1 pseudogene is annotated in these 287 nt (G+C 51.9%); it reads right to left on the reverse strand.

Features of this window, described 5'->3' with window-relative positions:
• Positions 1-287: pseudogene (locus EC604_RS30995) on the reverse strand (hypothetical protein); the annotation flags it as partial.

The following is a 287-nucleotide window of genomic DNA, read 5'->3' on the forward strand; positions in this document are numbered from 1 at the left end:
GCAGACTGCACACTCGCTTCGGTCAAATGAATGCTGGATACCGCTCCTTCTGTCAGTTTACTGCCGTCCACACTGCCATCCGCCAATTTAGACGCAGTGACTGCACCATCTTGCAGATGAGCTGTATTTACAGCTTCTTCGTTCAAATGGCTTGCCGTGATGCTGCCATCCTCTATATGATCCGCACGAACGGCACCTTCTGCGATATGTGCAGACTGCACACTCGCTTCGGTCAAATGAATGCTGGATACCGCTCCTTCTGTCAGTTTACTGCCGTCCACACTGCC

Origin of the sequence: Paenibacillus amylolyticus (assembly GCF_003719335.1) — a bacterium.
In the GTDB taxonomy this organism is placed as follows: domain Bacteria; phylum Bacillota; class Bacilli; order Paenibacillales; family Paenibacillaceae; genus Paenibacillus; species Paenibacillus amylolyticus_D.